The following is a 23925-nucleotide window of genomic DNA, read 5'->3' on the forward strand; positions in this document are numbered from 1 at the left end:
TCCGCGACCGCACCGCTCCCAGCGAAGTTACCGTGCCAGCGGTGAACGAGCATGAGTCCGCCCGCGGGTACGGGCAGCGAACCGTGCGGTTGGATGTGGCGTACCGCGGCACGGGCTTTCGTGGCTTTGCGGCCAATGAGGGTGTCCGCACCGTCGCCGGCGAACTGGGTGCCGCGCTGGAGCGCATCCTGGGCGAAACGCCCGTGCTGACCGTGGCCGGCCGCACCGATGCAGGCGTGCACGCCACCGGGCAGGTCGTGTCGTTCCGGATCGGCGGCGAGGGTCTCCGGCGGCTCGGCGGCAGTCATGACCAGCATCTCCGGGCTGCGCGCGCTTTGGCGGCCAGCACTGCCGACGGTTCGGGACAGGGCGACGACAGCCCGGTTGAACTTCCGCGCCTGGCGTCCTCGCTCAACCGCTTGCTCAACCCCGACATCGCGGTGACGGCGGCATCATTCGCCGATGACAGCTTCGATGCCCGCCATTCCGCAACCGGCCGGGCCTACGAGTACCGGGTCCGCAACGCCACCCATCCCGATCCCCGTTCTGCCGATCTCGAATGGCATGTTGCCGCTCCGCTCGACATCGACCAGATGAATGCCGCTGCGGGTCACTTCGTCGGCGAGCACGACTTCACGTCGTTCTGCAGGCGACCCAAGGATCGTCCCCAAGCTTCGCTGGTGCGCACCGTGTCGAGGGCGCGCTGGTCGGCTGAAAGCGCACAGATGCAGTTCGAGATCGAGGCCAACGCGTTCTGTCACCAGATGGTGCGGGCCATCGTGGGCCAGTGCGTGGCGGTGGGGCGCGGTGACCGATCAGCCGGCGACGTGCCCGCTGTGCTGGCGGCGCGCAGCCGGGACGCGGCGGCGCCAATCGCGCCGCCGCATGGGCTGACGCTTGTCGCAGTCAGGTACCCCGACGATGCGCGCTGATGCGACCGCCTATTCGGCAGTGCGGAAGGCCTCGATGCGGTTGTCGAGGTTGAAGAGCAGCGCGATGAACTGCTGCACATCGGCAGCGGTGACATCGTCGAGGGCCACGCGCCGACGTGCCGGAGTGGCCACGTCTGCGTCGTCGAGGTAATGGCGGCTCAGCAGCGGGTTGATGAGCACTGCGTTGGTTTCGAGCGCATAGTTGTCGCTGACCACGGCGATCGCCTGGGCGAGGTCGCGCTCGGTGGGACCGTCCTCTATCAGCTCAGTCAAGATTTGCAGCACTTCCGCGTGACTCACGTCGAGGCCTTCTGACGGGCCAGTCGAGCTGATGCGCGCCTCCCACGTGTCGACCGCAGTGTTCGGCGACACTGATGCACCGACCGAATAGGTGTCGCCGAGTTCCTCGCGCACCCTCCCGACAAGCAGGTCGTTGACCACTGCCGCCGCCACGTCGGCGATGACGGTGGTTCGTACGGAAATCGGTGCCTCCGCTCCGAACATGACATTGAAGCCCGCTGCACCAGCATCGGCATCGACCGCGATCGTGAGGCGCTCGACTCCCTGGGGGAAGCCGGGACGGTGATTGATGAACGTGTCGCTCTCACCGGCGGGCAGCGTGCCGATGTAGCGCGCCGCCAAGCCGGCCACCGTGTCGCGGTCGATGTCGCCCACAACGGCCACGACCAAATCGTCGACATCGCTCAAGCGTGCTTGATACAGCCCGAGCAGCGAATCTGTGGTCACTGCGTCGATCTGGGCTTGGCTCGCAATGAACTTGTGCCACGGGCTGCCGCCATACAGCGCGTCCAGCAACTCCAGCTCCGAGATCCACAGCGGGAACGTCTCGGCGTTCGCGAGCCGCGTCTGCATGGCCTGCACCTGTTCGGCGACCGCCACATCGGTGATGCGCGGCTCGGTCACGTACAGGTGCATGAGCGTGAACAGTGCTTCGAGGTCGTCGGATCCGGCTGCACCGGAGAACCCCTCGGAGAATTCGGCGATGTACGGGCTGACCCGTGCCGTGGTCGTGGCAAGGTACTCGTCGAGCTGGGTCGCGGAGGCGTCCCCCACACCGCTGGAGGCCACCGCGCCGACTGCGTGGCGCACGAGCGCCGAATCGCCCTCGGTCAGCGTCGACCAGCCGCCGAGACTCTCGGCCACGACGTTCACTTCGCCGGCTGCGATGTCCGACGGAGCGAACACCACGCGGGCGCCGTTGGCAAATCGCCACTCGTACGCATCGTCGAACAGGTCGACCTCAGCCTCGGCAACGGGAGCGACCGGGTTCGGCGCCTCCATCAGCACGTCAACGGCTTCTTCTGCCTCCGGCGGGGCAATCGGCCGCGCCGCTTCGACGGCTGAGAGCAGCTCATCTGCGCTCGGCACCGCGGAGGGGTCGGGTCCGATGGAGACCACCAGCGGTGGTGCGATGTCGAGCACCCAACGCAGGTGCGCCGTCAACTCCTCGATCGAGTAAGTGTCCAGCAAGCCTTCGAGGCGGGCGACACGCTCAGCAGTGGACGAGATGTCCGATCCGGACAGGAAGTGCTGGACATAGCCGATCGCATACGCGTCGTCCTGACGCGTCTCGTCGCTCTGCAGCTGGAAATCGAGCGACGTTCGGATCGCGCTGACCGCTTGTTCGAATTCGTCTTGGGTAAAGCCGTAGTGGGCCGCGCCCTCCACGACCGACAGGTAGTCGGTGGTGGCCTGCACCAGATCGGAGCCCTGGTAGTTGGTGCCGTACAGCCGCAAGCCGCGCGCAGCCGCGAACGCGCTGAAGTGGGGCTCGGTCGCCTGGGCCATCAAACCGGCGCGGTGCGCCGCGTCCAAGCGGATGTCGAGCATCTGCGCGATCAGGTTCTCCATGAGCAGCAGCCGCTCGCCGCCACGGGTGTCCGTGGGCCATGCCGGCAGCTGCCAGTCGAGCGAGATGTAGATGGGGCCGTGATCAGGATGCGTCACGACGTCAGTGACCGGCTCGGTCACGAACTGCACCGTGAACGGATTTCGATCCGGCTGAGCAGGCAGAGCGCCGGCGGGCGCCGACAGGTCGCCGAAGTGCTCGACGACGAGCTTCTCCATCTCGCTCACCGGCAGGTCACCCACGACGACGACTGCCATGTTGTCGGGCCGGTACCACGTCTCGTAGAAGTCACGCAGAACCTCGGCGGTGATCGACGAGTTCGACTCCTCGGTACCGCCGAGCTCCATCCCCTCATAGACCGTGCCCTCGTAGTAGATGGCATTGAGGAAGTTGGAGATCCGGCCCGATGCCGACTCGTCGCGCAGCCGGTACTCGTCGAGGATGATCCCCCGCTCTTGCTCGACGTCGGCGGGAAGGATGGTGGCGGCTGACGCCCATTCCGCCAGCACGGTGAACGCGAGATCGAGTGCCCCGGCATCGTCGAGCTGGAAGTCGAGAATGTAAACCGTCTCGTCAGGGCTGGTGAATGCGTTGAGGTCGTGGCCGAAGTCGGTGCCGATGTCGCGCAGCACCTGATCGAGCTCGTTCTCGGAGAACTTCTCGGTGCCGTTGAACAGCATGTGCTCCAAGAAGTGCGCGGCGCCCTCGGCGCCCTCGGGGTCGAGCACTCCGCCCGCGTTGACCGCGAGGTGCATGACCACGGCATCACCCGGCGAGTCGTTCGATCGCAGGTAGTAGGTGAGGCCGTTCGGGAGTTGGCCGATCACCACGTCCGGGTCAACCGGCAGCAGCGACGGGTCGAGGTCGGCAGGCTCGTAGTCGTTGAACGTGCCCAGATCGACCGGGTCGCCGATCGGTTCGTCGGCGGGTTCGGGTTCGTCGGCGGGCTCCTCGGCAGGCTCAGGTTCGTCTGCGGGTTCGGGCTCGTCGGTCGCCTCGGGCTCTGCGTCGGCATCGACAGCGTCTGGTTCGTCGGTGTGAACTTCGGCTGTCTCGTCGTCGGCCGCTTCGGGTTCGCTGACCCCGTCAGGTTCGTCTGGAGCACACGCAGCCGCCAGCAGGGCGGTCACAAAGAGCACGGTCAGGAGCTGGCGCCACAGAGCTGGTTTCATCGAGGGCTTCGCCTTTCGGCAGCGAGTATGCGGAACAGGACGGTACCGGCACCCGAGAGGCCAGCGGCGTCGAACAGGGGCGGAGTCCTCGAAGTGCTTCACCACTCGGCGAGACGTTCAAGCAGCAGTTCCGGCGAGCCCGCACAAGCCGTGATGTCAGCCGTGCTGAGCGCCTCCGACCAGCGCTCGCCGTCGTGGGCCACGATGGCAGGGAGTTGGGCTGCAGCAGCGAGTTGAGCGGCTGTGGCCTCGTCGCGATGCACTAGCTCCAGCTCGACCGGCGTAGCCGCACAGGCCTGCTTCCACTGGCGCGAGCCCATCGGGTTCCAGCCGTGGGTGATGTCGCACAGGGCGCACTTGCTGCGGCCCCGCAGTTTGCCTAGGGCGTAGCGGAGCTCTCCGGCGAGCCCGCCGTCAGCGTCGTAGATGCCTACTAGCTGCACGCGCCGCACCATACCGCTGGGCCAGAACGGCCCAGTCGCGAATTGCATGCCCGGGCGACGCCGAAGTTCTGACTTCCGCTGGCATACTCGCCCGGGCCGGTGACCACATGGGAAACAGATGACCATCCAGCTGCCAGACCTTCCCTACGCTCCCGATGCGCTCTCCCCGCACATCAGCGAGCGCACGATCAGCTTCCATTACGGCAAGCATCACGCTGGCTATGTCAAGGCAGTGAACAGCGGGGTCGCCGGAACGCCCGATGAGGGCCGGGCGCTGGAAGATCTGGTGCGCTCGCTGCCCGCGGGCGGGCTGTTCAACGCAGCGGCCCAGACGTGGAACCACAACTTCTACTGGCAGTCCATGTCGCCCGGTGGCGGTGGCGAGCCCAGCGGCGACTTGGCGGCGGCTCTAGCGGCAAGCTTCGGTGGCGTTGACGCGTTCCGGGCCGACTTTGCCGCTGGTGCGGTCAGGAACTTCGCTTCGGGCTGGGGCTGGCTCGTGTTCGACGGTTCGGGCAGTGACGGAGCGGGCTCGCTGCGCATCGTCCAGACCGACGACGCCCAGACGCCCCTGACTGACGGCCTGAGGGCGCTGCTGGTGATCGACGTGTGGGAGCACGCCTACTACCTCGACTACCAGAACGCCCGGGCTGCCTACGTGGATGCGTTCGTCGAGCACCTGATCAACTGGGAATTCGCCGCAGCCAACTACAGCGCCGCGCTCGACGCCCACGCCTAGCTCAAGAGCACGGCGGTCGTGCTGCTGGCGAGCCCGATACCGAAGGCACCCCGGATATGCTGGCATACATGATGCGGACCACCGTGAAGCTCCCCGTCGAACTCGACGCCCGTCTGCGGCACGAGGCCGCCCGGCGCAACATCACGATCTCGGAGTTGACGAGAGAGGCCATCGAGTGCCATCTCGCTCCGAGGCGGCGTCTGAGTGCAGCGGCAGCAGGCCGCAGCGGTCAGTCGGACATCTCTGAGCGCATCGAGGACATCCTGGCCAGCGAGGTGACGTCATCGCGCTGATCGTCGATGCGGGTCCTTTGTATGCCTATATCGACGCAGACGATCGGCATCACGCAGCCAGCCTCGAGTTGCTCTCAGGACATCCGGGGCCGCTGATCGTTCCCACCTTGGTGATCACCGAGGTGGCCTACTTGGTGGGGACACGCTTGGGCACCACAGCCGAGGTGCGTTTCCTGGGTGATCTCGCCTCGGGTGACCTGATCACCGAACCGGTGGCTGCCAGCGATTGGCTTCGCATTGCCGAACTGGTGCATGCCTATGACGATCTGCCGCTGGGCACCGTCGATGCATCGGTCATCGTCCTGGCAGAACGCCTCGGTGTGACCACTGTGGCGACGCTCGACCGGCGGCACTTCGGCATCGTGCGGCCGAACCACTGCGAACGGCTTGAGCTACTCCCCTGACCAAGAGACATCGCTCATGCCACGATGTCCGTTGTTCGACGCGCGCATCGCGTCGAGTGGCGGCTGAGTCAGCTCGTCTTCTTCTCTCGTGGCGGAGGTGTGAGGTCGATTCGCACCCCCGCGAGCTGAGCTTGTAGATCCTCTCGGTCGAGTGCGCCACTGACTGACAGGTACTCCAAGAGTTCCTCTTGGCGGGGTTGGCCGATGGCTAGCCGGTAGGCGCCGAGCTTCTTGCGCAGCAGGGCCAGCTGCCCGACCTCACGGCTGAAGGGCAGAAGCGGGACAAGACGCTCGATTCTGGCGACGGTCGCCATGTCGCCGGGTTCTTCCGCCGGTGCAATGCCTGGGTATGCCCAGCAAGGCACCATCTCGTTGCCCTCATCCCGCCCTAGTTCGAAGAGTTTCTCCCACAAGTCCCTGATCGGAAGTGTCTCGCGCAGTGCCAGTCCACCTAGGTCGGCTGCGAGATTGCGACGCACAGCGTGGTTCTTGTAGCGATGAACACGACCCTCGCGCTGCTCAAGGTCCACAGGATTTGTCGGCAGATTCCAATGCACAACGGCGTGACACCACAAATGGAAATCGAGGCCCTCTTGACCGACTGAGGTTGAAGTCAGCACGAACGGCCAGAACGGCGAATTGAAGGCCGTCGATACATGCTCGGCACGTACCTGGTCGCCCTGATCCGTGAGGTGAGTCCCGTACGCCACAGCGAAGCGGTGCCTCATTTTGCGTCTGGAACGAGACTCGCCGTGCCCGGAGGATTCGGATGCATACGTGAAATCGACGGTGCCGTTCTCGTGTCGGACTGGGACATCCACGTTGACGGACGCGGTGCGGAGGCTCAATGCCTCGGCAAGCGTGGCTGCGGTGTCGCAGACAGCTGTATTCGGGCATGTCGTGTCGTGGTTCGACCCATTCGACGCCGGTTCACCCGAGCCCGGCCGTCGGGCGCATGTACGACACAGCACACCGCCCCAACCGAAGTCACCACCTGCGCCGCTGTGGCCCGTCCAGCCCAAAGCGCTACTTGCCCACTGCGTCCCAGACGATGGCGGGCCGGACGGCTGGGGGCCATGGCCTCGCCAGTCGCGCAGTAGGTGGACGTGCTCGTCGAGCAGAGCTTGCAGATTCCCCCCTACGCAGTGGCCCACAACCTTCTGCCAGAACGGCGCGGTGGGCTTCGAAACGCGCTCTGCGTGACGTATACCCGAAAGCTCCACCAACGCCGATGCTTCGGGCGTGTTGAAGAAATGGCGAAAGGCACCTCCGACATGGGCTGCCGCGCCCAGCGTGACGGGGTCGTCGACAGCCCGCCCCATGACAGCCCCAAGCGCACGCAACGAGCACACCCCAGGGCCACCTATGGCCACCTCAGTCAGAACATGGAGCAGATCACTGGGGAGTTCCCCCAACGGCGGATGAACCTCGTCGGACGGAGGTGCGAGCCGAGCTTCGAGACGGACCGGCTCAACTCCGTCATTGAAGAGCGCCCCTTCGGTGATGTCCGCAGGGTTCGCAAACTCGCGTTCGGCCATGCGGCCCCAGCGGTGGACCTTCAGTTCGTTCACCGCAAGATCCCACGCCCAACCAGCATGTTTGGTCAGTGCGTTGAGTTCATCCGAATCCTCTGTTCGGCGCTGGTTGCCGAAGTCATGCGAGCACGACCAGAACCACACTGCGAAGTCGTAAGGGGACATGAGCCAGTCCAGCAAGACCGGAGCTGCCCAGTACCAACGGGGATCGGCGCGGCGCTGCTTGACGCGGCGTCTCTCATTGAGGTTGAGCTGATCATTCAGCACGGCTTGTTCCCGTTGCCACAGCAAAGGCCGAAACGCATCTGCGATACGCGCTGCCACCTCAGCGCGCAATTCGTCGAGGGAGCGGTCGAGACCCGCCATGGTGCTCTCGAACCGGCGCGGATTGCCCAAAGTCGCGAGCGCGGGGCTCGGCCACATGAACAGCAATGACGTCATCCCGGCAGGCTTCACCTGCAGGCGGGGGCCGCTCGCGCGCACTGTGCCGCCACTGCGATTCGATCGGACCATGGTCAGAGTCAGGTTTCGACCACCGCGCCAGTCAGAGGTGTAGCGCGCCCGCGTCGCGGCGTCTCCACTAGGCAGATTCTCTCTCGCGCCCACCGCACGGCGTTCGGCTTCGTGGCTGACGAGACTGGAAACCGCTCTCGGCACCATGCGCCACCCGGAGAAGATCAGGCGCTTCGTTAGGCCTCCTTGTCCCTCGGCGTCAGAGGCAGATTCCGTCCCGATCATGGGCGCCGCCTCGGCTTCATAGGGCGTGTCAGCCCGGTAGTACGGAAGCGACGGGGGGATCCAGAGCAAGTCGAACGCCCTGCGACGCTCGAGGTCGTCCACAAGCCAGCGCAGCCGTCCGTTGCGCGGGTCGATCCGCTCGTATCCATCCACATCACTCCATCGAAGTAGCCCGGGGCCCTCGGTATCGACGGGTGGAAGCTCACCTCGGGCCGACTTCTCCGACAGATCTCTCTTGAGCTTGTATTCGGTCGACATGAAGTTCAACGGATAGGGACTCGATTTCCAGTACTCCACGGGGTCGTGATGCTGGATGGCCTCAGAGGTCGCTAGTTCAGCGAACTGCAGGTATGCCTGCACATCCGCCAAGTGCATCTCCGCATGTGTTTCTGGTTGCGCGAGCATCCCAGCACGATCGGCGGTGGCCGCGAGGCGCTCAGTCCGCGACATGACGCGGCCCAACCGATCAGACAGCTTCTTGCAGAGCCCGCGCGCATCAACCAAGGCAGATGCGACCTGCGCGTCGGCTTCGGCGACAGACGCGCCCGCCACGGTACGACCCAATTCGCGTAGCGACCGCCTCAACTGAGTGAACAGGTCTTTGACCGCTTCGGTCTCGTGCGGATCATCAAAGAGAAATTTGCACGTTCGAATGAAGTCGAAATAGTGATCGTCGGCATCGTCGGGACCGGAATACGCCTTGTACGGCGTGGCCGACAACAGCAAGCAACGCACCGATTGATCCTTGCGACCCTTCTTCTCGTCCTTGTGGTTGAAGAACGAGTGGGCGTGCTCGGTGGCCTCGGAACGGTGATCCTCGTCGGGTTCGAGCAGATCCTTGAAGCGCTGGAATTCGTCAAGCACAACCAAATCGGGGTTCAACAGCGAAATGCCAGTACGAGCCATCGTGTGCCGGATGTCGCGGATGAAATCAGCTCGCGCCTCCCACGCTTCGGGCGACAGCTTCGTGTCGCGTCGCGCCGGCATGAGCTTGATCAGTCGGTTGAACGCGACCTTAAGCGAAGGCTTGTCCTCGTCCTTGCGGCGCTGATTCGTGACTCGTATCTGCTCGACAAAGTGACCAACACCGAGGCGTGCCGCACGTGAGCGGAAGTCCTGCTCGACTTCAGCGGCGCAAGCTCGTAGCTTCCGATCGCCGTTCTTGATTCCGTACCAGAACACCCGTCGCGCCGGCGCTGTCCTCAACGACTCGTTGCCCCAGATGCTGGAGAGGAGCACAAATGCGAGCACCCGCTCCTCGAAACGACCGCCGCGGTGTCCCATCTTGAACGACGTAGCGGGCGTCAGCGCCACCAGATTGACTCTGCTGGCGTCTTTCCCCGACTTGGGTTGATGCTTGGGATGAAGCAGCATCGACAGGCGATCTACCGGCTTGGCCGCCGCAACGCTGTCGGGGACGAGCTTGCGGATGTTCTGGCGAGCGATAGCCGCGTTTGAACAGATGTAGACGATGTCATGTCGCTCGTCACCGATGTTGTGCAGATGGTTGAGCACCTGAACGATGACTCCCTTGGCCACGTAGGTCTTGCCGAGACCCACTTCATCGGCAACGAGGAATCTGGTCGTGTAGTCATCATCGACGAACATGCGCCGGAATGCGTACTCGGCCGTGTCTCGTTGGAATTCGCGCAGCTCGCCGAGTTCCGCTTCAACGTCGACGATGGGCAGACCTGCAGTGTTCAACTACGCCTCCCCGTGCGTCCGGGCGCGGCGGCTTTGCCAACCTCGCTGACAGTCCGCCACACATCTCCGAAGCCACTCAGCATCAGCGCGTCGTCGGCAGCAGGGTCGCCAAGGAACGAATCAACGAGCGGCTCAAGTGACCGAAGGCGCTCTGGGTGAGTACGCAGGGTTCGCAGCAACACCTCGAGCGTCGGAACTGAGGCGATGCCTCCAGCTTGCGGTGTCGACTCGACATCGAGCCGTCTGCTCAGTTCGGCGCGCTCACCGTCGCCGGTATCGGCATGGCCGCTCAGCAACGCCACGAGGTACCACAAGAAGCGCTCGCCGTTGCCAATCAAACCTCGCATCACGGCGGTGTCTCGAGCAGTGGCAAAGCCATCGGGCACATCAGCCACACGTGCAGGCAGCAGAGTCGACGTCCACTGTCCGTCGTGAGCGATGACGCGGATCACAAGCCATGCGCTCACATCCTCCAAAGTGCTCGTGAAGCTCACATCGAGCGGGTCGCCCACATCAACGTCCTGCCCTATGGCAGGGCCTAGAGGAGAACAGCTGACTCTCCAGCCTTCGACGGCAACCCGATCATCAGGCAGCGTGACCGATTCGTTAGTGAGGTACCGGGTGCTCCAGAGACCGCCATCTTCAGCGACGCTGGCCGAAACCGACAACGTCGCGCCGAGATGACGCCGGGCGGCATCGAGCGCATCGGCGATGGGATCCTCCTGTGCGACATCAGGTTCGACTGCGTTGTACGGAGCCAATAGCCGGCGAAGCGTCACCCCGTCTGCGTCGGATGCATCCGGTGAGCCGATGAGGGATTCGATGCCGACGCGATCCGTCGGCCCCTCCAATTCGAGCAGTACTTCCACGTTGCGAGTGAACGCTGCGCCCGTGGCGTTGGCAGATCCGATGAAAAGTCGAGAACGATGAGTCTCGCAATCGAACGCAAATATTTTCGCGTGCAGCCCGGCCAGTGGTCGCCCTGGGAAATCGGGAGAGCTGTAGCTGTCGTAGCGATCCGAATCAGTATCAATTTCGGATGCTGCTCCAAGACTGTCGTCGCCAAAGGCGTATACCTCGTCGAGATGGCCAGCCTTCTTCAGGGCGACTGTGTCGAGCCGGTCCAACTCAGCCTCGCGCGACACCAGTGTCGCGGCCTGAGGTCGCTGGACTGTGCCGAAGTAACTGGCACTGACAAATGGCGAGATGACGAGGGCACGCTGACTCTCGGCGGGCAACGGTGACTGCGGGCGGCCGCCTTCGGCACCGGAGATTCCGAGCACATGAGCTTCGACGCTGTCGACATCGCGGGGCATGGCGAAACGGCGACCACGCACATCCGCACTCAGTGTGGCGACCCGCTCACGATGATGTGCGCTGGCGCGGCGAGCCTGCGGCTGAGCAGCCAAAGCGTCAAACAGATCGGCGATCCCAGCCAACGACGTCGCGCCTGCGCCGGAGGCTGTCGACGGCAATGCGTCGAAGCTGGCAACGGTGTCCCAGCTCGGGTCAAAGGTCAAGTTTCGACTGCCGACGATCACCCGAACACGTGGCGATGGTTCCAGATCTGCCGCGGCCTCGTTGACGAGACGAAAGCGAAGCACCCACACCTTCGCATGCACGACGCCACCACTTGGCGCGACAACGGGCACAACGCAGTCTTCAAGGAAGGTGAACGCGCGACGGGCGCCTGGTACCGCTATCTGACCGGCTTGTGCGAACACGGTGATGTTGCTGGCATGTGCTTTCACTGCGGCCAACAGCGCCACCGGCTCGCGGCGTCGCTCGGCAATCTCGCTCGAACGCATCTCAGTCGCGGCCGCGGGCGGTTCATCTCGTGGAGCCAATGCGAGGCCGCCGACAAGAGCGAGGGGTACTGACAGCATTGCCTCAAGGTCCAACGTGTAGGTCACCGCCATCGCAGCATCGAACTCGTACTCCGGAGGCGGCCGAAGCAATTCCGGCAGTAGAAGGCGGTTGTCCGGGGCGAGCATCACGTGCCGACCGCAGCTGACGCCACGGGCGACGTCGGGGTGTCTGTCGGCGACGAATCCACCAGCTCGCCTGCCTCTGCAAAGTCGGATAGGAATCTCCGTACGGTCGACCAGCGGTAGTCGAGGCGTCCTCCTGTGAACGGCATGCCGCCGGATAGCCACTCGGCAATGGGGCCGTTGTGCCGTCCCAATCGAGCCCTCGCTCCCTTCAAGCGCACTTCACGCTCGAGAATCAGTGAGCGGAGTTCGCCGTTGTCAAGCAGGCCGTTCGGATCATCGAGGACGTGAGGGGCGATTCGATTTACGAAATCGCGTGTCGGCGGGCTCGCCGGCCGGCGACGTTGCCGTTCGCAGAAGGCCCAGAATCCGTCAGGTGCATCGAGGCCACCACACCATGACCGAAGACGCTCGATGTGAAGGCTTGAGGTGATGTGGTCAGCCCAGTCCCTCAGCCTCTCCCTCCATTCATCTGATCGTCTCTCCGCATCGTCATGGGGTGATTCGGCTCCAGCGAATTCGATAGCGCGCTCGGCCAGCAGAAGGTTGTAGGCAATCTGTGGGCCTTCAGTGGTGTCCGAGAAACTCTGAGCGTGGTAGAGAACCTCGCGTTGAGCGTCAGTCAGCCCCCCATCTGGCACTTCCCACGGCCATGCTGGAACCGCCATCCCGTCCTGAGCGGCGCGAACTCCCTCGGCGGCCCTAGCCAAGACCGACATGTGTGAATGCGGCGAACTGCACAGAAGTTCACACAACCGGTCAGCTTCTGCCTCGGTGAGCTGCAGCGACATCCGGCCGTTCAAGAAACTCTCCGGCGGGGCCGGCAACTCGGCCCAGCGATTGCGGAATGGACCGGGCGTGAGAATGCCCCACATCTCGAGTCCATGCCAGTAGATGGAACTGGGCATGCGCTTGAGCCTGGAACCGGCCACGCGTCCGATCACGCCCTCACCGCGTCCCAAATGCTTCAGGCAGTCGATGAGCCGTGCCTCCAGGCGCCGAATGTGCCGATCAAGAAATTCACTGTGCTGCTCGCGCTCGACTTGCTGGCATATCCACGGAATGAACAGGAAATACCGAAGCCGCGTCTGCACCGTGGAGACGCCAGGCGAGATGATGTCCGCCAGCGTGTCGCGCACTGTTCCGAGTCCAAGGGAGTCAAGCGTGCCGGGCTCGTGGAAGGCTCTGAGGAACTCGGCAACGCGATCTTGGGCGGCTCGGTCAGCATCGAGCCAACCCACCACGGACTGGACATTCATGGCAGCTCTGCCCTCGTCGCCGTAGCCAGACGGCGACTGCGGAGTCCACACCAGCAGACCACCGGCGTGACAGTAGCGGTCAGTGTCGACATGCACCTGCTGCTCTACGACCTAGCTCGGGCCAGGACGAGACCATGAGCAGACGGAGTTGCGCTTGCATCCGCTTGCGTCTCTGTATAGTTTGTAATACAAACTAGTTTGCATCACGGACTGAGGAGGCAGTGATGTCGACAGACACCGGAGAATCGACAGCTCTGAAACCCGACGAGAGTTGGGAGACCGTTCTCAGCACCATGCATGGCGCTCGCAGCGCTATGTACACGGCCGGAAGCACGGCGATTTTGCTGATGTGGGCAGGCATCATCACGATCGCCTACCTCACCCAGTACGCCATCTCGACGTTCGCAACCGACTTCGCCGACAGCTACCCGTGGTTCCCGGGACCGCTGTGGGCGATCATCACGTCCTTCGGCGTCATCGGCAGCATGACCATCGGCCATCGCGCCGGCCGTGCCCTGTCGCCGGGCCTCGCCATGCAACACGCCGGGATCCGCGTGTTCGCCTACTGGATGACCGTCACTGCGGCCGCTGGACTGCTCCCAGGCGCGGCGGGCCTGTGGAACGAATCCGGTTCAGAGAAGATCCCCTTCGTCTTGATGGGCGTCATCGCGCTCGGCTACGTGCTCTTCGGCATCCTGAACCGGACCGTGATCGCCGCCTTCGGCGTGGGCATGGCCGCTGCTTTCTACGTTCCGCACTACCTGTTCGACGACATCGCACCAGCAGTGTCGGGTTTCGCGATGCTCGGACTGCTCGGAGCCATCGCCATGTGGGTGCGCAGGACCGGCGAATGGTAGATCCCAACGGGGTGCCCGACGGCGGTGCCATCGACCTCGACGAGATCATCCACCAGCCGGCGCGACTGCAGATCATGTCGTTGCTCGTGTCACTGGACGAGCGGGACCGGCTCGCCTACGGGTTCGTGCAGAAGCAGCTGGGCCTGACGCCCGGCAACCTGACGACTCACCTGCGGAAGCTGGAAAACGCTGACTACGTGGCGACGACCAAGGAGTTCCACGGCGCCAAGCCGCGCACGTGGATCGAAGCCACGGTGACAGGACGCAAGGCGTTTGCCGGGTACCTCGTCAACCTCGAGCGGGCCCTCGGCGTGCGCACCAGCTTTTGACGCCGAGATCGCCCGTTGCGGCTGACGGTTGGCTTCGGCGCGAGATCCTCATGGCTCGGCACGTCCTGAACGGTGGGATTACATCATTAGGCTCCATCCCGCATGGTGATTGGCGATGCCCGATGCCGGTAGAGGCTGATGCCCGGACGCTCGCCGATCTGGAGCCCGAGGTCGAGCGACTCCTCGCGCGCCATCTTCGGCAGACCAAGGAATGGCACCCCCACGCGCTCGTGCCCTGGAGCCGGGGCGAAGACTTCGCGCCCGACTACGAATGGTCACCTGAGGAAGCCAACCTCACCCCTGAGGCTCGCAGCGCCCTCTTCGTGAACGTGCTCACCGAGGAGAACTTGCCGTACTACTTCCGTGACAGCGAGCGGCTGTTCGGCCGTGAGGGCGCATGGGGCGAATGGGTTCGCCGCTGGACGGCGGAAGAGGGACGGCACGGCCGGGTCATCTACGACTACCTGTCGGTCACCCGCGCTCTGGACCCCGTGGCACTGGAGCGGGCGCGCATGGCGCAGGTGCAGTGCGGGCAAGTACCCCAGCCGCCGAGCCTGCTGGAAGGCCTCGCCTACGTGACGCTGCAGGAGTTGGCCACCCGCATCGCGCACTTCAACACGGGGCGCCACATCGACGACCCTGCCGGCAAAGCCATCATGCGGCGGGTCGCCTTCGATGAGAACCTGCATTTCCTGTTCTACCGCGACGTCATGAGCGCCGCGGTCGAGATCGACCCCTCCAGCGCGGTGGTGGCCATCGCCAACCAAGTCAAGAGCTTTGCCATGCCCGGAGTCGGCATCACCGACTTCGACGCCCACTCCCGCATCATCGCCGAAGCCGGGATCTACGACCTGGCCATCCACCATGACCAGATCCTGCAACCGGTCGTGCTGCGCGACTGGAACCTGCCCGGCCTGACCGAGCTGTCGAGCATCGCCGAGGTTGCACGCGACGGCCTGATGAAGATGATCGATCGGATCGGACGCGTCGGTCAGCGCCTCGCGGAGCGTTACGCCGAGGCACGAGAGTCGCTGCGCCGCAACGCGGCGCTCGTGCGATAGACCCCCAACTGCACCCAAGAGCCGAGCGGGCCCGGTGGGGCTAGTGGTCGCCCTTGGGGTCGAGCAGCGACGTGAGCCCCTCGATGCCGAAATCCGGGCTGCGGGCAGCGTCGATGAGGACACGCTCAGCGGCTGCGATCTTCGCGGCCCCCGCGGGAACCTCAGCCGCTACATCGACCGGCACCACGACCGCACCATGGCGGTCGGCGTGAATGAGATCGCCGGGCTGCACCGACATGCCGTGCACCGTCACCGGCACTGCGTACTCCACAACGTGCACCCATGCGTGGGATGGGCCGATCGAGCCGGCCAAGGCGCCGAAGCCCGGCGCCCACTCCCCCAGGTCACGGATCGAGCCGTTGGTGATGACGCCGAGCGAACCCAGCCCGGCGTGAATGCTGCTGTTCACCTCGCCCCACCAGGCGCCGTAGCCGGGCGAGGCGTCAGTGTCCTGGATCACCGTGATCGTGGGCTGAGGGCCTTCGGCCATGTGCCGGTAGTAGCCGACCCGCATTGCCAAGTCGTCGTCACGGGATCGGCCCGATGGCGCATTGGCGCGGATCGTGGCCGTGCGGGCGTAGCCGACCATGACGGTGTCCGGGTCGGGACAGACCAGCGGTGACGTGGTGTACCCGTAAGCGCGGCGGTGCGGAGCCACGACCTCGAGCGCGTTGCAGACGGTCGGCGTGTCCAGCGCCCGCAACGCGTCGAGCACGCCAAGGCTCAACGGCCCAGTGCTCAACGGGACATCGGTGCTCATGTGCCGGGATGCCGCGAGGAGCTAGACCAACTCGATGAGCGCCATGGGGGCGTTGTCGCCCCGGCGCGGTCCGAGCTTCAAGATGCGCGTGTAGCCGCCCGGACGTCCCTCGTAGCGCGGGCCGATCTCGTCGATCAGCTTCTGGGCCATCTCCTGGTCGCCGTTGAGGCTGGCGATGATCTGGCGATGCCGTGCCAGGCCGCCCTTGCGCGCCTTCGTGATGAGCTTCTCGGCGTACGGCCGCAGCGCCTTGGCCTTGGCCTCGGTGGTCTCGATGGCTTCCGCAGCGAACAACGACGCCGCCAGGTTGGCCAGCATGGAGCGCTGGTGACTGGCGCTGCCGCCGAGGCGTCGGCCCTTCGTGGGCGTGGGCATGATCAGCTGACCGCCGCAGGGGTGGCCTGCTCGACGTCGCCTTCGGCATCGCCCTCGGTCTCGCCTTCAGACTCAGCCTCAGATGACGGGCTCATGCCACGCAGTGCCAGACCCCGCTCGTCGAGCTTCTCGATGACCTCGTCGAGCGACTTCTGGCCGAAGTTCGGAACGGTCATGAGTTCATCCACCGACTGGTCGAGCAACTCGCCGATGGTGTTGAACTGCGCACGCTTGAGGCAGTTGCGGGCGCGCTCGGACAGGCCCAAGTCTTCGATGGGACGTTCGAGATCGCTGGTCCGGCCGCCGCCGACCGCCACCTCGGCGATGTCGAGGCCCAGGGGCTCCGGCGACAGCTCGGCGATCATGAGCATCAGCCGGCACAGGGTGTCGCCCGCCGACGACAGCGCTTCGCGCGGCGTCATCGCACCATCGGTCTCGATGTCGAGCACGAGCCGATCGAAATCGGTGGACTGCTCGACGCGCACCGGCTCGACCTCCACCGCCACACGACGCACCGGGCTGAACAGCGCGTCCACGAGGATCACGCCGATCGTGCTGCCGGCTCGCTCGCTCTCGGGTGCCGCGTAGCCCCAGCCGCGCTCCACAGTGAGGTCCATCGCCAGGCGGGCGCCCTCGCCGAGCGTCGCGATGTGCAGGTCGGGGGTCAGGCACTCGACGTCGATGCCCCAGTCCACGTGCCCCGCCAGCACTGGACCCACGCCCCGCTCATCGAGGCGCACCGCTACGGGCTCGTCGATGTGGCACCTCAGCACCACGTCCTTGAGATTCAGGATGATGTCGGTGACATCTTCGACGACACCCTCGATGGTCGTGAACTCATGCAATGCGTCGTCGAAGCGCACCTGTGTGATCGCTGCGCCGGGAATCGACGACAGCAGCGTGCGGCGCAGCGAGTTGCCCAGCGTGTGCCCGAATCCCGGCTCCAGCGGGCCGATGGCGAAGCGCTGGCGGTTGCCCTCGGGCTCGCCGAGGATGTCGATCGTCGGTCGATGCATGACCAAGGTGTCGGAGATGGACACGTTCACCCCTTCGTGGGCGGCAGATGTTGACAGGGCTATTTGCTGTAGAGCTCGACGATGAGCTGCTCGCGAACCGGGATCTCGATCTGGGATCGGATCGGCAGTTCGCGCACGGTGACCCGCTGGCCTCCGTCGCTCGCCTCCAGCCACGGGGGCGGGGTGCGGTCCAGCACATCGAGATTCCAGCGGATGGTGACGATCTCGCGGGCCTTGGTCCGCAACTCGATCACGTCATCCTTGCGGGCACGGAAGCTGGGAATGTTCACGCGGCGTCCGTTGACGTCGATGTGGCCATGGCTCACGAATTGGCGAGCCTGCGGGCGAGTCGCCGCCCAGCCGGCCCGGTACACGATGTTGTCGAGCCGCAGCTCGAGCAGCCGCAACAGGTTCTCGCCGGTGACCCCGCGCTGACGGGCAGCCTCTTCGTAGGCGTTGCGGAACTGCCGCTCTGTCATCCCGTAGGTGAAGCGGCACTTCTGCTTCTCCTGCAGCTGCAGCAAGAACTCCGAGTTCTGGCTGCGCCGCCTGCCGCGGCCGTGCTCGCCGGGCGGGTAGGGACGCCGGTCGAGCGCCTTTGTCTCGCCCTCAGTGCCCCAGATATTGGTGTTGAGCCGCCGCGAGACGCGTGCCTTGGGACCGGTGTAGCGAGACATCTCAGACCCTCCGGCGCTTCGGGGGGCGGCAGCCGTTGTGCGGCACCGGCGTCATGTCGCGGATGCCCTTGATCTCGATGCCGGAATTCTGGATGGAGCGGATCGCGGTCTCGCGGCCCGAGCCGGGACCTTTCACGTGCACGTGCACCCGGCGCACGCCATGTTCCATGGCGCGCTCGGAGGCCTGCTCAGCGGCCTGCTGCGCGGCGAACGGCGTCGACTTGCGGGAGCCCTTGAAACCGGCGTTTCCGGCCGAGGCCCACGACACCACATTGCCCTGCAGGTCGGTGAAGGTGATGATCGTGTTATTGAACGAGCTCTTGATGTGCGCCACACCGTCGCCGACGTTCTTGCGCTCCCTGCGCCGCCCGCGGCGAGGCTGCTGCTGGTTCACTTTCGCCCGCCTCTCATGCGTCCGGTCTCTCGTTGCCGGCCAATTCGGCTGCGCACGTTCACTTGCGTACCTTCTTCTTGCCCGCGACGGTCTTGCGCGGACCCTTGCGGGTGCGTGCGTTCGTATGCGTGCGTTGGCCCCGTACCGGAAGCCCGCGGCGGTGACGGACGCCCTGGTAGCAGCCGATCTCGATCTTCCGCTTGACGTCCTGGGCGACATCGCGCCGCAGGTCTCCCTCGACGGCCAGGTTTGCGTCGATGTGGTTGCGGATACGGGCCACCTCGGCATCGGTCAGGTCACGCACGCGCGTGCGCTCGGCAATGTTCAGGTCTTCGCAGATCTGCTGGCTGGCCGAGCGGCCGATGCCGTAGATGTAGGTGAGCGCGATCTCCACACGCTTCTCACGCGGTATGTCGACGCCGGCGATTCGGGCCATCGATACAGAACTCCTGTCTCAGCCTTGCCGCTGCTTGTGTCGCGGGTTCTCACAGATCACCCGGATCCGCCCGTGACGGCGGATCACGCGGCATTTGTCGCAGATCTTCTTGACGCTCGGACGGACTTTCATCGGGTGACCTGCGCTGTAGACGAGCGAGCAAGTATAGGGGTCACAGTGCCGCCTCGATGGCGGCCGCTGTGCTGTTCGTGCGGCCGCCATGGCCGCCAACAAGAGCTCACAGTGTCGCCTCGATGGCGGCCACGATGCGCCCATGGACCTCGGCGGGGGTTCCGAGTCCGTCCACCGTCACCAGCACTCCCTGATCGGCGAACAGCTTCCGCAGCGGCGCTGTCTCGGCTTCGTACAGCTCCAGCCGCCGGGAAATGGCCTCAGGCGTGTCGTCGGCTCGGCCCCGCTCCAGCATCCGCCGGGTCACTACCTCGTCGGGCACGTCCAGGTCGATCGCCCGGTCCACCGCGTTCGGCGCCAGCAGCGCGAACAGACCGTCGGCCTGGGTTTCGGTGCGAGGGAAGCCGTCGAGCAGGAAACCGGCAGCAGTGTCGGGCTCGGTGAGCCGCTCAGCCACGATGCCCAGGATCAGCTCGTCGCTGACCAGGTCGCCTGCATCCATGACTGCCTTGGCCTGCCGACCCAGCTCGGTGCCTGCAGCGACCGCAGCGCGCAGCATGTCGCCAGTCGAGATGTGGGCGACGCCGTAGCGCTCCACCAGCAGCTCGCACTGGGTGCCCTTGCCAGCTCCCTGCTTGCCCAGGATGACCAGTCGTCGCGTGCTCATCAGGCCAGGAATCCTTCGTAGTTGCGCATCAGCAACTGGCTGTCGACCTGCTTCATGGTCTCGAGCGCCACGCCGGAGGCAATCAGGATCGAGACGCCGCCGAAGCCGATGGCTGCACCGGCGCCACCAGAGCCCAGCGCATCGAGGTCACTGGTCAGCGACAGCAGCACGCTGGGCAGCAGCGCCACCAAGGCAATGAACAGAGCGCCCGGCAGCGTGATGCGGTTCAGCACTCTGGCCAGGTACCGCTCGGTTTGCGGCCCGGGCCGGATGCCGGGAATGAAGCCGCCCTGCTTGCGGATGTTGTCGGCTTGGCGCACCGGGTCGAATGTGATGGCCGTATAGAAGTAGGCGAAGCCCACGATCAGCCCGCCGAAGAACAGGATGTAGGCGATGTTGTCGGGCTGGGTCAGGTACTCGTCAACAGCGGTCTGCAGCCAGCCCCAGTTCGCCACGTTCGACAGCAGCACCGGCAGGAACAGGATCGAGCTGGCGAAGATCACCGGGATCACGCCCGACTGGTTGACCTTCAGCGGGATGTAGGTGTTCTGCCCGCCGTAGAGCCTGCGGCCCACCTGCCGGCGGGAGAACTGCACCGGGATGCGACGCTGGCCCTGCTCGATGAAGATGATGGCCACCATCATTCCCGTGGCCACGATGACCGCGGCCGCCAGGTACACCGTGCCTTGCACCGCCAGCAGGCGGGCCCCGTCGAAGGGGATCGTGGACACGACCGAGGCAAAAATCAGCAGCGACATGCCGTTGCCCACGCCGCGCTGGCTGATCAGCTCGCCCATCCACATGAGCAGCGCCGTGCCTGCCGTCAGCGACAGGATCACCAGCGCCACGCGGTTGAACGTGAAGTCGGGGATGACGATGACGCCGGCGGTGTTGCCCAAGGCGGTGCCCTGGCCCCGCCCGAAGATGAACGTGATGCCCGTGGCCTGCACGAAGGCGATGCCCAGCGTCAGGTAGCGGGTGTACTGCGTCAGCTTCCGCTGCCCTACCGCACCCTGTTGCTGGAGCTGCTCGAAGCGCGGGATCGCGACGGTGAGGATCTGGATGATGATCGACGCCGTGATGTACGGCATGATCCCCAACGCGAAGATCGCGAAGTTGGTGAGCGCGCCGCCCGAGAACAGGTTCAGCAGCGCCAGCACGCCGCCGGTCGAGCTGGCCTGCTCGCGCAAGGACACAATGGCGTCGAAGTCGATACCCGGCACCGGCACCTGGGAGCCCAGCCTGTACGCCGCGATGATGAACAGCGTGAACAGGATCTTCCGGCGCAGGTCAGCGATCCGGAAGATGTTGCGCATGTGGCCGAGCACGATGAGCCCCTAGCGATTTGTGTGCTGGTTGCCCCGAGCGGGTGGCCGGGGGCCGCTGAATGTGGGCGGCAGAATCTCGATGCTGCCGCCGGCAGTCTCGATGGCTGCCCGGGCCGAGCCAGACACGGCATGGGCCTTCACCGTGACGGACCGGGTGATCTCGCCGCGCCCGAGGATCTTGACCATGGCACCCTTGGACACCAAGCCGCGGGCCAGCAGCTCGGCGGGGGTGATTTCGTCGAGACCGCAGTCTTCGAGGGTGTCGAGATTGACCGGCTGGTACTCGACGCGAAACGGGTTCTTGAAGCCCTTGAGCTTGGGAACGCGGACCTGCAGCGGCAACTGCCCGCCCTCGTACCAGACAGGAACGGTGCCACGGGCGCGTGTGCCCTTGGTGCCGCGGCCGGCAGTCTTGCCGCCCTTGCCGCTGGTGCCGCGCGCCACTCGCTTGCGCTTGCGCTTCGATCCCGGCGGCGGGGCCAGATCATGCAGTCTCAGCATCGCCGACCTCCTGAGCTGTAACGGATTCACCTGCGACGTTTTCGACGGCGATCAGATGACTCACCTTGCGCAGCATGCCGCGGATCTCCGGTCGATCCGGCAGCGTATGGCTGCGGCCGATCTTGCCCAGCCCAAGCGCCCGCAGCGCGCCGCGTGCCTTGGGCTTGGCCCCGATGGCCGATCGCACCTGGGTCACCACGATCTGGCTGGTGCCGTGCTGATTCAAAACCGGCGCGTTCATGACGGTGCCCCCGCAGATGCGTCGCTCAGCTTGCGCGTGCGCTCTGTCTCCCGGTATGCCTCGAGCAGACCGGCCGGGATGCACTCCTCGGGCGACAGCCCGCGCAGCTTGGCCACCTCGTCAGGACGCTTCAGGGCCGCCAAACCCGCGATCGTGGCTCGGGCGACGTTGATGTGATTGGAGGAGCCGAGCGACTTGGCCAGCACGTCGCTGATGCCTGCCTCTTCGAGGATCGCCCTGGCGGCGCCGCCCGCAATGACGCCGGTACCGGGCGCCGCCGGCTGCAGCAGCACCTTGCCGGCGCCCATGACTCCCAGCACGGGGTGGACGATGGTGGAGCCGGCCAGGGGCACCTCAAACAGGCTCTTGCGGGCCTCTTCGGTGCCCTTCTGGATCGCCAACGGCACTTCCTTGGCCTTGCCGTAGCCCAGGCCGACCCGGCCCGCGCCGTCGCCGATCACCACGAGAGCGGAAAACGAGAAGCGGCGGCCGCCCTTGACCACCTTGGCCACGCGGTTGATGTCGATGACCCGCGATTCACGCAGACCGTCGTCGCCGCTGTTGCGGGGGTTGTCAAATTGGCGATCGCGCGGGCGACGGCCACCCCGCTCGCGCTCGTTGCCGCCGCCGCGTTCACTGCCGCCGCCGGCTTCATTGCCGCTGCGCGGTTGAGAAGGGCCGGCCTGTGAGGTTGGTGCGTCTGTCACGAGTCCTCCCTCAGAACTCCAGGCCGCCCGCACGGGCAGCATCTGCAAGGGCCGCGATGCGGCCGTGGTAGCGGTTCCCGCCCCGGTCGAAGGTGACCGTGGTGGCGCCAGCCGCCCGAGCCCGCTCGGCGATGAGCCGACCGATCTCGCCAGCGGCTGTGATGTTGCCGCCACCGGTCACGCCGGCCTCGCGCGACGACGCAGCAGCCACTGTGCGGCCGGTTTCGTCGTCGATGAGCTGGGCGCTGATATGCCGGTTGGATCGGTGCACCGCCAGGCGCGGGCGCGCTGCGGTGCCGGTGATCTTCTTGCGGACGCGACGGCGGCGCCGATCACGCCGGGCCGCCCTCGTGGGAGCACTCACTTCGCCGCCTTTCCGGCTTTGCGCAGCACGCGCTCGTCGACGTAGCGGATGCCCTTGCCCTTGTAGGGCTCGGGCTTGCGCAGCGCACGGATGTTGGCCGCGACCTGCCCGACGAGCTGCTTGTCGATGCCCTTCACGATGATGGACGTCTGGCTCGGCACCTCGAAGCTGATGCCGTCGGGTGCCGTCACCGGCACGGTGTGACTGAATCCCAGCGACAGCTCAAGCGCCGATGATCCGCGGGCTGCTGCGCGATATCCCACGCCGACAATCTGCAGTTCCTTGGAGAAGCCCTGCGACACGCCCTGCACCATGTTGGCGACCAGCGCCCGGCTCAGGCCGTGCAGCGACCGCTGCGAGCGGCTGTCATCGGCGCGCTCCACGACGACCTGGCTGCCGCCTTCCCCGTCGTCGACGCGCGCACGGATGCCCGCGGCCAGCTCGCGCTGGAGCTCGCCTCCAGGACCGCTGACGGTCACCACATCGCCAGCCACGGAACCGGCGACATCGGGGGCTGGTTCGGCCGTCACCGTCACCCCGTCGGGAATCGAGATGGGCGTTTTGCCCACGCGTGACATCGCCGCCTCCTACCAGACGTAACAGAGGATCTCGCCGCCCATGCGGTTACGGCGAGCTTCGCGGTCGGTCATCAGGCCCCGGCTCGTCGACAGCACGGCAATGCCGAGGCCGCCGAGCACGCGGGGAACTTTGTCGGACTTGGTGTACACCCGCAGCCCGGGCTTGGAGATGCGCTGCAGCCCCGAGATGGTGCGGTCGCGGTCACCGGTGTACTTCAGGTTGATGGTGAGCGTCGGGGCGGGGCCGTCGGTGCCGTCGCTCACCTGGTAGTCGCTCACGTAGCCCTCGCGCTTGAGGATCGCCGCCAGGCGCTCCTTCTGCTTGGAGGACGGCATGGCCACCTCGTCTTTGAACACCATGTTGGCGTTGCGAATGCGGGTGAGCATGTCCGCAATGGGGTCGGTCATCGACATGTGCGCAC

Annotated in this window: 27 protein-coding genes and 1 pseudogene; 8 read left to right on the forward strand and 20 right to left on the reverse strand. The window is 65.4% G+C overall.

All coding sequences use genetic code 11. From position 1 onward, the window contains the following. Window positions 1-41: 41 nt before the first annotated feature. Entirely contained in the window at window positions 42-932 is an 891-nt protein-coding gene (gene truA / locus ACOGI8_RS15615; RefSeq protein ID WP_419854721.1) for a tRNA pseudouridine(38-40) synthase TruA, read from the forward strand. A 9-nt stretch (window positions 933-941) separates the two neighbouring features. Here truA and ACOGI8_RS15620 read toward each other — a convergent pair whose 3' ends face one another. Beyond that, window positions 942-3974, reverse strand: a complete 3033-nt coding sequence (locus tag ACOGI8_RS15620) for a M16 family metallopeptidase (protein WP_419854722.1) — start codon at window positions 3972-3974, stop codon at window positions 942-944. A 98-nt stretch (window positions 3975-4072) separates the two neighbouring features. Beyond that, complete coding sequence (locus ACOGI8_RS15625) at window positions 4073-4417, reverse strand: hypothetical protein (protein ID WP_419854723.1); 345 nt, start codon at window positions 4415-4417, stop codon at window positions 4073-4075. Window positions 4418-4535: 118 nt separating this feature from the next. Between ACOGI8_RS15625 and ACOGI8_RS15630 the strand changes: the two genes are divergently transcribed. The 3 genes from ACOGI8_RS15630 (at window position 4536) to ACOGI8_RS15640 (ending at window position 5853) form a co-directional block, all read left to right on the forward strand. Then, the gene (locus ACOGI8_RS15630) at window positions 4536-5156 is read left to right on the forward strand and encodes a superoxide dismutase (RefSeq protein WP_419854724.1); all 621 of its coding nucleotides are present in this window, start codon (window positions 4536-4538) and stop codon (window positions 5154-5156) included. A 68-nt stretch (window positions 5157-5224) separates the two neighbouring features. Further along, on the forward strand, window positions 5225-5449 hold the full coding sequence (locus ACOGI8_RS15635; RefSeq protein ID WP_419854725.1) for a ribbon-helix-helix protein, CopG family: 225 nt from the start codon (window positions 5225-5227) through the stop codon (window positions 5447-5449). Further along, complete coding sequence (locus tag ACOGI8_RS15640) at window positions 5449-5853, forward strand: type II toxin-antitoxin system VapC family toxin (RefSeq protein ID WP_419856420.1); 405 nt, start codon at window positions 5449-5451, stop codon at window positions 5851-5853. The genes ACOGI8_RS15635 and ACOGI8_RS15640 overlap by 1 nt, the downstream gene beginning before the upstream one ends. Before the next feature lie 68 nt (window positions 5854-5921). Here the strand turns inward: ACOGI8_RS15640 and ACOGI8_RS15645 are convergent, their stop codons facing one another. Together ACOGI8_RS15645 and ACOGI8_RS15650 are read right to left on the reverse strand one after the other, a co-directional pair. Next, on the reverse strand, window positions 5922-9830 hold the full coding sequence (locus ACOGI8_RS15645; RefSeq protein WP_419854726.1) for a helicase C-terminal domain-containing protein: 3909 nt from the start codon (window positions 9828-9830) through the stop codon (window positions 5922-5924). Continuing rightward, entirely contained in the window at window positions 9827-11113 is a 1287-nt protein-coding gene (locus ACOGI8_RS15650) for a phospholipase D family protein (protein WP_419854727.1), read from the reverse strand. Before ACOGI8_RS15650 ends, ACOGI8_RS15645 begins: the two co-directional genes overlap by 4 nt. Here ACOGI8_RS15650 and ACOGI8_RS15655 point away from each other — a divergent pair, their 5' ends adjacent. Beyond that, window positions 11114-11710, forward strand: a complete 597-nt coding sequence (locus ACOGI8_RS15655) for a hypothetical protein (RefSeq protein ID WP_419854728.1) — start codon at window positions 11114-11116, stop codon at window positions 11708-11710. 113 nt (window positions 11711-11823) lie between these two features. On the opposite strand, the gene ACOGI8_RS15660 is transcribed toward ACOGI8_RS15655, so the two are convergent. Then, entirely contained in the window at window positions 11824-13080 is a 1257-nt protein-coding gene (locus ACOGI8_RS15660) for a DUF6361 family protein (protein WP_419854729.1), read from the reverse strand. A 224-nt stretch (window positions 13081-13304) separates the two neighbouring features. On the opposite strand from ACOGI8_RS15660, the gene ACOGI8_RS15665 reads away from it, so the two are divergent. The 3 genes from ACOGI8_RS15665 to ACOGI8_RS15675 all read left to right on the forward strand — a co-directional run bounded on the left by ACOGI8_RS15665 (window position 13305) and on the right by ACOGI8_RS15675 (window position 15327). Next, complete coding sequence (locus ACOGI8_RS15665) at window positions 13305-13937, forward strand: hypothetical protein (RefSeq protein ID WP_419854730.1); 633 nt, start codon at window positions 13305-13307, stop codon at window positions 13935-13937. Next, the gene (locus ACOGI8_RS15670) at window positions 13931-14266 is read left to right on the forward strand and encodes a transcriptional regulator (RefSeq protein WP_419854731.1); all 336 of its coding nucleotides are present in this window, start codon (window positions 13931-13933) and stop codon (window positions 14264-14266) included. Before ACOGI8_RS15665 ends, ACOGI8_RS15670 begins: the two co-directional genes overlap by 7 nt. Before the next feature lie 122 nt (window positions 14267-14388). Further along, on the forward strand, window positions 14389-15327 hold the full coding sequence (locus tag ACOGI8_RS15675; RefSeq protein WP_419854732.1) for an acyl-ACP desaturase: 939 nt from the start codon (window positions 14389-14391) through the stop codon (window positions 15325-15327). Window positions 15328-15367: 40 nt separating this feature from the next. On the opposite strand, the gene ACOGI8_RS15680 is transcribed toward ACOGI8_RS15675, so the two are convergent. From ACOGI8_RS15680 to rpsH, 15 genes and pseudogenes are all read right to left on the reverse strand, one after another. Then, window positions 15368-16087 (reverse strand): RraA family protein, encoded by a 720-nt coding sequence (locus ACOGI8_RS15680; protein WP_419854733.1) that lies wholly within the window; start codon window positions 16085-16087, stop codon window positions 15368-15370. A 24-nt stretch (window positions 16088-16111) separates the two neighbouring features. Further along, window positions 16112-16462: pseudogene (rplQ, locus tag ACOGI8_RS15685) on the reverse strand (50S ribosomal protein L17); the annotation flags it as partial. A 2-nt stretch (window positions 16463-16464) separates the two neighbouring features. Continuing rightward, entirely contained in the window at window positions 16465-17478 is a 1014-nt protein-coding gene (locus tag ACOGI8_RS15690) for a DNA-directed RNA polymerase subunit alpha (protein ID WP_419856421.1), read from the reverse strand. Between the two features lie 59 nt (window positions 17479-17537). Next, the gene (rpsD, locus tag ACOGI8_RS15695) at window positions 17538-18155 is read right to left on the reverse strand and encodes a 30S ribosomal protein S4 (RefSeq protein ID WP_419854734.1); all 618 of its coding nucleotides are present in this window, start codon (window positions 18153-18155) and stop codon (window positions 17538-17540) included. Window position 18156: 1 nt separating this feature from the next. Next, window positions 18157-18549, reverse strand: coding sequence for a 30S ribosomal protein S11 (gene rpsK / locus ACOGI8_RS15700; protein ID WP_323671033.1), 393 nt, complete (start codon window positions 18547-18549; stop codon window positions 18157-18159). A gap of 58 nt (window positions 18550-18607) precedes the next feature. Beyond that, window positions 18608-18985, reverse strand: coding sequence for a 30S ribosomal protein S13 (gene rpsM / locus ACOGI8_RS15705; protein ID WP_323671034.1), 378 nt, complete (start codon window positions 18983-18985; stop codon window positions 18608-18610). An 18-nt stretch (window positions 18986-19003) separates the two neighbouring features. Next, window positions 19004-19117, reverse strand: a complete 114-nt coding sequence (gene rpmJ, locus ACOGI8_RS15710) for a 50S ribosomal protein L36 (protein ID WP_323671035.1) — start codon at window positions 19115-19117, stop codon at window positions 19004-19006. Window positions 19118-19223: 106 nt separating this feature from the next. Beyond that, the gene (locus tag ACOGI8_RS15715; protein WP_419854735.1) at window positions 19224-19784 is read right to left on the reverse strand and encodes an adenylate kinase; all 561 of its coding nucleotides are present in this window, start codon (window positions 19782-19784) and stop codon (window positions 19224-19226) included. Further along, on the reverse strand, window positions 19784-21112 hold the full coding sequence (gene secY, locus ACOGI8_RS15720; RefSeq protein ID WP_419854736.1) for a preprotein translocase subunit SecY: 1329 nt from the start codon (window positions 21110-21112) through the stop codon (window positions 19784-19786). The genes ACOGI8_RS15715 and secY overlap by 1 nt, the downstream gene beginning before the upstream one ends. A 9-nt stretch (window positions 21113-21121) precedes the next feature. Then, window positions 21122-21613, reverse strand: coding sequence for a 50S ribosomal protein L15 (rplO, locus tag ACOGI8_RS15725; RefSeq protein ID WP_419854737.1), 492 nt, complete (start codon window positions 21611-21613; stop codon window positions 21122-21124). After that, window positions 21597-21854 (reverse strand): 50S ribosomal protein L30, encoded by a 258-nt coding sequence (gene rpmD, locus ACOGI8_RS15730; protein WP_419854738.1) that lies wholly within the window; start codon window positions 21852-21854, stop codon window positions 21597-21599. The genes rplO and rpmD overlap by 17 nt, the downstream gene beginning before the upstream one ends. Further along, window positions 21851-22603, reverse strand: a complete 753-nt coding sequence (gene rpsE, locus ACOGI8_RS15735; RefSeq protein ID WP_419856422.1) for a 30S ribosomal protein S5 — start codon at window positions 22601-22603, stop codon at window positions 21851-21853. Before rpsE ends, rpmD begins: the two co-directional genes overlap by 4 nt. Beyond that, window positions 22572-22925 carry a 50S ribosomal protein L18 gene (gene rplR / locus ACOGI8_RS15740; RefSeq protein ID WP_419854739.1) on the reverse strand — a complete coding sequence of 118 codons (354 nt, stop codon included), beginning with the start codon at window positions 22923-22925 and terminating at the stop codon, window positions 22572-22574. The genes rpsE and rplR overlap by 32 nt, the downstream gene beginning before the upstream one ends. Continuing rightward, window positions 22922-23503, reverse strand: a complete 582-nt coding sequence (gene rplF / locus ACOGI8_RS15745; protein ID WP_419854740.1) for a 50S ribosomal protein L6 — start codon at window positions 23501-23503, stop codon at window positions 22922-22924. The genes rplR and rplF overlap by 4 nt, the downstream gene beginning before the upstream one ends. A gap of 9 nt (window positions 23504-23512) precedes the next feature. Further along, complete coding sequence (gene rpsH / locus ACOGI8_RS15750) at window positions 23513-23917, reverse strand: 30S ribosomal protein S8 (RefSeq protein ID WP_419854741.1); 405 nt, start codon at window positions 23915-23917, stop codon at window positions 23513-23515. Between the last annotated feature and the right edge of the window lie 8 nt (window positions 23918-23925).

It is taken from the genome of Candidatus Poriferisodalis sp. (assembly GCF_965204195.1).
Taxonomy (GTDB): Bacteria; Actinomycetota; Acidimicrobiia; order Acidimicrobiales; family Poriferisodalaceae; genus Poriferisodalis.